At 69.2% G+C, this 6,952-nt stretch carries 6 protein-coding genes; all 6 read right to left on the reverse strand.

Going from position 1 to position 6,952, the window contains the following annotated elements; genetic code table 11:
* The coding region (locus OS124_RS0109030; RefSeq protein WP_010139202.1) for a UDP-N-acetylmuramoyl-tripeptide--D-alanyl-D-alanine ligase at nucleotides 1-752 on the reverse strand (752 nt) is incomplete at its 3' end.
* The gene (locus OS124_RS0109035) at nucleotides 749-2,263 is read right to left on the reverse strand and encodes a UDP-N-acetylmuramoyl-L-alanyl-D-glutamate--2,6-diaminopimelate ligase (RefSeq protein WP_010139203.1); all 1,515 of its coding nucleotides are present in this window, start codon (nucleotides 2,261-2,263) and stop codon (nucleotides 749-751) included. The genes OS124_RS0109035 and OS124_RS0109030, both read right to left, overlap by 4 nt.
* Before the next feature lie 48 nt (nucleotides 2,264-2,311).
* Complete coding sequence (locus OS124_RS0109040) at nucleotides 2,312-4,099, reverse strand: peptidoglycan D,D-transpeptidase FtsI family protein (protein ID WP_010139204.1); 1,788 nt, start codon at nucleotides 4,097-4,099, stop codon at nucleotides 2,312-2,314.
* Nucleotides 4,096-4,476, reverse strand: coding sequence for a cell division protein FtsL (ftsL, locus tag OS124_RS0109045; protein ID WP_010139205.1), 381 nt, complete (start codon nucleotides 4,474-4,476; stop codon nucleotides 4,096-4,098). Before ftsL ends, OS124_RS0109040 begins: the two co-directional genes overlap by 4 nt.
* Nucleotides 4,473-5,501 carry a 16S rRNA (cytosine(1402)-N(4))-methyltransferase RsmH gene (gene rsmH, locus OS124_RS0109050; RefSeq protein ID WP_010139206.1) on the reverse strand — a complete coding sequence of 343 codons (1,029 nt, stop codon included), beginning with the start codon at nucleotides 5,499-5,501 and terminating at the stop codon, nucleotides 4,473-4,475. The genes ftsL and rsmH overlap by 4 nt, the downstream gene beginning before the upstream one ends.
* Nucleotides 5,502-5,504: 3 nt before the next feature.
* Nucleotides 5,505-6,020: a cell division protein MraZ gene (locus OS124_RS24145; RefSeq protein WP_010139207.1), complete on the reverse strand. Its 516-nt coding sequence runs from the start codon at nucleotides 6,018-6,020 to the stop codon at nucleotides 5,505-5,507.
* Nucleotides 6,021-6,952: the final 932 nt, after the last annotated feature.

Raw genomic sequence — 6,952 nt, forward strand, 5'->3', positions numbered from 1 at the left:
TGATGGCAGCGGCGGCCCTCGCCGAAGCGCAGGATCCTGGCGCCGGCCTTGCGGGCGGCGGCGGCGAGGATCGGCGTGGTCGGCAGGTCGCCGTTGATCACCGCCACGCCCCCCGGCACGAGCCCCTCGCAGATCGAGCCCTTCTCGCGGGCAATCCCCTCGAGGCTGTCGAAGGCTTCCAGGTGGGCGGCGACGACGGTGGTGACGATGGCGACATGGGGCCGCGCCAGCCGGGCCAGCGGCGCGATCTCTCCGGGATGGTTCATGCCGATCTCGATCACCGCAAGCTCGGTATCGCGCGGCATCCGCGCCAGGGTCAGCGGCACGCCCCAATGGTTGTTGTAACTGGCCTCGGCGGCATGGGTCTTGCGCTGCGCGGCGAAGACATCGCGCAGCATCTCCTTGGTCGAGGTCTTGCCGGCCGAGCCGGTGACCGCGACGACCTTGCCCTGCATCCGGGCACGAGCGGCGCGGGCCAGCCCCTCGAGGCCCTCGAGGACATCCGGGACGATCAGCAGCGGCGCATCCGGCGCCACGCCATCGGGCACATGCGTCACCAGCGCGGCGGCGGCGCCCTTCTCCAGCGCCTGGGCAACGAACTCATGCCCGTCCCGCGCCGCTTTCAGGGCGACGAAGAGGTCACCCGGCACGAGGGTGCGGGTGTCGATGGAGACCCCCTCGGCCTGCCAGTTGCCACGCGCCTCGCCGCCCGTCGCGGCGGCGGCCTCGGCGGCGGTCCAGAGCGCGCTCATGCGTGCCTCCCGTCCAGGGCCGCCACGGCGACCGAGGCCTGCTCCACGTCGTCGAAGGGATAGACCACGTCGCCAACGGTCTGGCCGGTCTCGTGCCCCTTGCCGGCGATCAGCAGCGCATCGCCCGGCCCCAGGGCATCGACGGCGCGCAGGATCGCCTCGGCACGGTCGCCGACCTCGATCGCCTCGGGGCAGCCCAGCAGGACCGCCTGGCGGATCGCCGCCGGATCTTCCGAGCGCGGGTTGTCATCGGTGACGAAGACAAGGTCGGCATTCTCGGCCGCCGCCTGCCCCATGAGGGGGCGCTTGGTGCGGTCGCGGTCGCCGCCGGCGCCGACGATGCAGACGATCCGGCCCATCACATGGGGGCGCAGCGCCTTCAGCGCGGTCGAGACCGCATCGGGGGTATGGGCATAGTCGACGTAGATCCCCGCACCATTGTCGCGGGTCGCGGCCAGCTGCATGCGCCCCCGCACGCCGGTCAGCAGGGGCAGTACGGCGAAGACCTCTTCCGGGGCCTCGCCGGTCAGCAGCGCCAGCCCGGCGGCCAGCAGCACGTTCTCGCCCTGGAAGCCGCCGATCAGGTCAAGGCCGACCTGGTATTCGACACTGTTGAAGCTGACCCGCAGCACCTGCCCGCCGGGGGTGAAGCGCCGCCCGATCAGCCGCATCTCGGCCTCGGGCGACTCGCCCACGGTCAGCACGTCGAGGCCGCGATCCTCGGCCCGCTCGGCCATGTCGGCCCCGCGCGCGCCGTCGAGGTTGATCACCGCATGGCCCTCGGGCGAGAGCAGCCGGTCGAAGAGGCTGGCCTTGGCGAGGAAGTAGTCCTCGAAGGAGGCGTGGTAGTCCAGGTGATCCTGGGTGAGGTTGGTAAAGCCCCCGGCGGCCAGCACCACGCCGTCGAGACGGCGCTGCGCGAGACCATGAGAGCTGGCCTCCATCGCGCAATGGGTGACACCCGCCGCCGCCGCCTCGGCGAGGACACGGTGCAGGGTGATCGGCTCGGGGGTGGTATGGGCCAGGGGCGTGGCGAAATCGCCCTCGACCCCGGTGGTGCCGAGATTGACCGCCTTGTGACCAAGCGCCTGCCAGATCTGGCGCAGGAAGGTGGCCACCGAGGTCTTGCCGTTGGTGCCGGTGACGGCGGCCATGACGCGGGGCTGGGCGCCGAACCAGAGCGCCGCCGCACAGGCCAGCGCCTGGCGCGGGTCCTCGGCGACAATCAGCGCAACACCTGCGTCAGAGAGCGCCTCGGCGGCCTGGCGGGCGCCCGCGGCATCGGTCAGCACCGCGCCGGCGCCCATGCGCAGGGCGGCGGGAATGAACTCGGCTCCGTGGATCCGGGTGCCGGGCATGGCGGCAAAGAGGTAGCCCGGGCGCACCTCGCGGCTGTCGACGGCTAGCCCGGTAACGCGGGTCTCGGCCCCGCCGCGGGCCGTCAGCCCCAGCTCCGCGAGGCTCTTGCCGCAGGGCCCCGTGCCCTCACCCCTGCCGGTCTTGTCTGACATCCCTTGCCTTTCCGGGCCCCCGACCCTGTGTCACGGACCGCCGCGCGGTCAGTTCGATGTCAGGGTTATATCAGCCGCCCGGTCGGGTTCAATCACGGGCCTCAGGCCAAGTAGCGGCCCGATGCGCCGGATCACCTCGGCGGCCACGGGAACGGCGGTCCAGCCGGCGGTGCGGCGGTCCTCGCCGTAGATGTAGGTCTCGGCCTCGTCCAGCATCAGCACCAGCGTGTACTTCGGATCCGACGCCGGGAAGATCGAGGCGAAGGTCGAGATCGTCCGGTCCTCGTAGTAGCCACCCGTCGGCTTCACCTTGTTGGCGGTGCCGGTCTTGCCGGCAACCTCGTAGCCCTCGACCTCGCCGAAGGAGGCGGTGCCCTCGGTCACCACTTCGCGCAGCATCTGCTGGACGGCCCGCGCAGTGCCCTCGGACATCACGCGGGTGCCCTCGGGGGCGCCGTTCTGTTTCAGCAGCGTCGGTTTCAGCAGCCGCCCGCCGTTGCCGATGGCCGCATAGGCCGCGGCGACGTTCATCAGCGGCACCGACATGCCGTGCCCGTAGGAGACGGTCATCGTCGTCAGCTCGGACCAGTTGGACTGCACCTCGGGGCGGCTGGCGCGCGCCTCGGGCAGCTCCAGCGGAGAGCTCTCCATCAGGCCGAGGCGGCGCAGGAAGGCCTGCTGGCGCTCGGCGCCAATCTGCTGGCTGAGCCGCGCGGTGCCGATGTTCGAGCTTTCGACGAGGATGGTGCGCACATCGGCTTCCTTGCCGATGTAGTGGTCGTCCGAGATGCGGAACCGGCCCCAGCGGATCGGACCGCGGATGTCGATCACGGTGTCCGGCCGGGCGATGCCCTCTTCCAGCACCTCGGCAATGGTGAAGGCCTTGAAGACCGAACCCAGCTCGTAGACGCCCTGCACCGCGCGGTTGAACAGCGGGCTGTCGTCGGGATGGCCCGAGGTCGGCGCATGGGGGCGGTCGTTGGGGTCGAAATCGGGCAGGCTGGCCATGGCCACGACCTCGCCGGTGTCGACATCCATCAGCACGGCCGCCGCGCCCTTGGCCTTCATCAGCTTCATGCCGCCGGAGAGCACCTGCTCCAGAGCCGCCTGGACGGTCAGGTCGATCGAAAGCTGCAGCGGCGCATCCGCCCGGCTGGGATCGGAGAGCAGCTGGTCGAACTCGTGCTCAAGCCCGGCGGTGCCGCGGATCTCGGCCCACTGGGTGCCCTCGTTGTCGAAGCCCGCCCCGCCGAGGATATGGGCCGCGACCGGGCCGTTGGGATAAAGCCGCATCTCGCGGCGCGCAAACAGCAGCCCCGGCTCGCCGATGTCATGCACCTGCTGGCGCTGCTCGGGCGACAGGGTGCGGCGCAGCCAGTAGAACTTGCCGTTGCCGGTGAAGCGGCGCTTCAGCGCCTCCTCGTCCATCTCGGGGAAGATGCGGGCCAGCTCATGCGCGGCGCGCTCGGGCTGGATCATCTGGTGAGGATGGGCATAGAGCGCCGAGGTCTCCATGTTGGTGGCCAGCAGGCGGCCCTCACGGTCGGTGATCTCGGCGCGGGTGATGGCGACGGTGGGCGTGGCCGAGGCGGCGCGCGGCTCCTCGCCTTCAGAGCCCGCCATGACGCCCATGCGCAGGCCGATCACGGTGAAGGCGCAAAAGAAGGCGATGCCCAGCACGGTCAGCCGCGTCTCGGCCCGGGCGCGCGACTGGTCGCGCATCGCCTCGTGGCGCATGCGGATGTTCTCGCGCTCGATCAGGTCGGGGTTCTCGCCCCGGGCCCGGGCTTCGAGGATGCGCGCCAGCGGGCGCAGGGGGGTGCGGATGTCGGTCACGGGCGATCATCTCCTGCGGCCAGCTGGTCGGCTGCGGGTCCCAGCGAGGACACGTCGACAGGATTGTTGAAGATCACCTCCGGCGCCGGCAGCGGCGGGAAGCGGACCTGAGTGATCTTGCCGAACTGCTGCGGATCCAGCGGTTGCAGCTCGAGATCGGGGAAATTGATCTCGGCCAGCTCGCGCAGCCGGTCAGGGCGGTTCAGGTAGGCCCATTCAGCCCGCAGCATGTTGAGCTGGGTGCGCGCCTCGGCGATGCGCCCCTGCAGCTGCTCCGAGCGCGAGATCGCCGACTGGGTCTCGTAGTTCTCGCGGTAGGCCCAGAAGGCCAGGCCGATCACGCAGAGGGCGGAGGCCAGGTAGAGAAAGGTTCTCATCGTCTGTTTCCCCTGTTCTTGCCGACGGCCTGCGCCCCGGGCATGCCCAGTGCGGCACGGTCGATGTCTTCGGCGGGCTTGGCGGTGCGGGTGCCGACGCGCAGACGGGCCGAGCGCGAGCGCGGGTTCTCGTCCAGTTCCTGCTCGTCCGGGCCGATGCCTTTCTTCGTCTTCTGGGTGAAGGCGGCCGCCTCGGCCTCCTGCACCGGCGCGTAGCGATTGACGTTGCCGGAATGGCCGGTGCGCAGCTGGAAGAAGCGCTTGACCATGCGGTCCTCGATCGAATGGAAGCTGACCACGGCCAGTTGCCCGCCGGGCTTCAGCGCCCGCTCGGCGGCCATCAGCCCTTCGGCCAGGGCGCCGTATTCGTCATTCACCGCGATCCGCAGCGCCTGGAAGGTCCGCGTGGCCGGGTGGCTCTGGCCGGGCTTGCCACGGCCAAGGGCGCGCTCGACCAGGTTGGCCAGTTGCAGCGTGCTTTCGAAGGGGGCCTCTTCGCGGGCCCGCAGGATGTACTTGGCGATCCGGCGCGAGGCGCGCTCTTCGCCATAGAGATAGAGGATGTCGGCCAGCTCGGCTTCTTCCAGCTCGTTGACCAGGTCGGCGGCCGAGGGGCCGGACTGGCTCATCCGCATGTCGAGGGGGCCGTCCTTCATGAAGGAGAAGCCCCGTTCGGCAAGGTCGAGCTGCATGGAGGACACGCCAAGGTCGAGCACGACGCCGTCAAGTCCTTCCGGCGCATGGGTTTCCGCCACTGCGTCGAGATTTGCAAAGTTGTTCTGCACGATTTGCAAACGGTCACCATAGGTCCCGGCCCAGCCCTGCGCCATCTCCAGCGCCAGGGGATCGCGATCGATGCCGATCACCCGGTCCGCGCCCGCCTCAAGCAGGCCGCGCGCATAGCCGCCGGCCCCGAAGGTGCCGTCGATCCATGTGCCGGAGACAGGCGCCACCGCCGCCAGCAGCGGGCGCAGCAGGACGGGGACATGCGGTGCCCCGCCAGCGGGAGAGGGACCGCCGACCATGGCCTAGCCCTCTTCCGCGCCGGTGCGGCGCTTACGGATCTTGTCGAAGACGGCCTGGGTGTTGACCCGGCCATTGCGCACCTGAAGGGTGCCCTCTTCGGTCAGGGCCTCGGCCTTGGCGGCGCGGGAAGCCTGGAACTTCTCGGGCTTCCAGATCTCGAAGGTCTTGCCGCGCCCGACGAAGGTCAGCGGCTCGCCCGGCTCGACGCCGATCTTGTTGCGCAGCACCGCCGGAAGGACGATGCGGCCTGAGTCGTCGATGGAGAAGTCCTGGGCCTGGGTCTGGTACCAGTCGATGAAGGCGTCGGTCTCGGGGTCGCCCTGCTCCATCTCGTCGATCAGCTCGTCAATCTCGGCCATGGCCTCCACGGTGTAGCATTCGACGCAATCGGCAAGGTGGTCACCATAGACCGCGATCATCTGGACATTACGGCCTGCGGCCCAGTCGGGGTCCTGGGATTCCAGCACGGCACGGAAGCGGGCGGGGATCGAGACCCGCGCCTTGGAGTCGAGCTTCAACTCCTCTTCACCTCTGAACCGCCGTGCTCGCAAAACTCTGCCGGCCCTCTTTACCCCGGGTTGATTCGGTGCGCCCGACGCGCGACCCTGAAACGGAAAACGGCGGATAGGACTGCTGCCACTGCCCTATCCGCCGCCCTCGTCCCGTCTCCGGGTTTGTCCGACTGCGCGCGGCCACCTGGGGGGATGTCTGCTCGCCCCGCGCGCCGGATCTCAGTTGTTCGGATGAAGGGGGCTGCCTGTACTACTAACTGCCTTAGTGTCGAGGTCTTGTGCCTCTTAATGCCCTATCCTCATCTGCAATCATGGTTGCCATGGGATGACATGGTTAGCAAATGGTTTTTGCGGGCCGGCATGGGAAAATGTTGTAGCGCAAGGGTTCCCCGCACAAGACCTCGAGGCCTGTGGCCCTGACGACGCGGCTTAATTTGCGGCAGTACGGCAGTGAATCCACCAGATATGGGGTCTTTCACCCCCTTCAGGCGGTCTGCCCACCCCGTCCCATAAATTTCCAGAATTTTCCCGAGGTGCGCCGGCCGAGTCCGCTTGACCGGGGAAAATCCGGTGATCACGACCGGATCGCGGCGGCTCACCGCGGGGTGATTCGCGGCAACTGGCCGAGGCAGAGGCCGGAAACGGGCCATCCCCCGCCGACCCCATTCGCCGGCGGAACCCTGTCGCCCGCCAAGCGTGGCACCGCACGCCAGCAACACCACCCCCGCGACGGGCCGCCCCGAGGGACTGCAGGCGGGGACAAGGTTGCGGGCACGGGCCCTGGACCCGGGCTGCACTCTCGAACGCGCCGCTCGGCCCCCGGGGCCCAGACAAGCAATTCAGACGCTCACCTCAGACACGGCCCTCAGACTCCGGGCAGGAATGCGGGATTCCAGACGATTTCCCGGAGGTGCCCGTCAGGATCGGTGAAATAGCCC

Source organism: Oceanicola sp. S124 (genome assembly GCF_000220565.1).
In the GTDB taxonomy this organism is placed as follows: Bacteria; Pseudomonadota; Alphaproteobacteria; order Rhodobacterales; family Rhodobacteraceae; genus Pseudooceanicola.

Excerpts from the sequence above, each read along its gene's own strand:
- ftsL (WP_010139205.1), bottom strand. The coding sequence starts at position 4,476 with ATGAGAACCTTTCTCTACCTGGCCTCCGCCCTCTGCGTGATCGGCCTG.
- rsmH (WP_010139206.1), bottom strand. The coding sequence starts at position 5,501 with ATGGTCGGCGGTCCCTCTCCCGCTGGCGGGGCACCGCATGTCCCCGTC.
- OS124_RS0109035 (WP_010139203.1), bottom strand. The coding sequence starts at position 2,263 with ATGTCAGACAAGACCGGCAGGGGTGAGGGCACGGGGCCCTGCGGCAAG.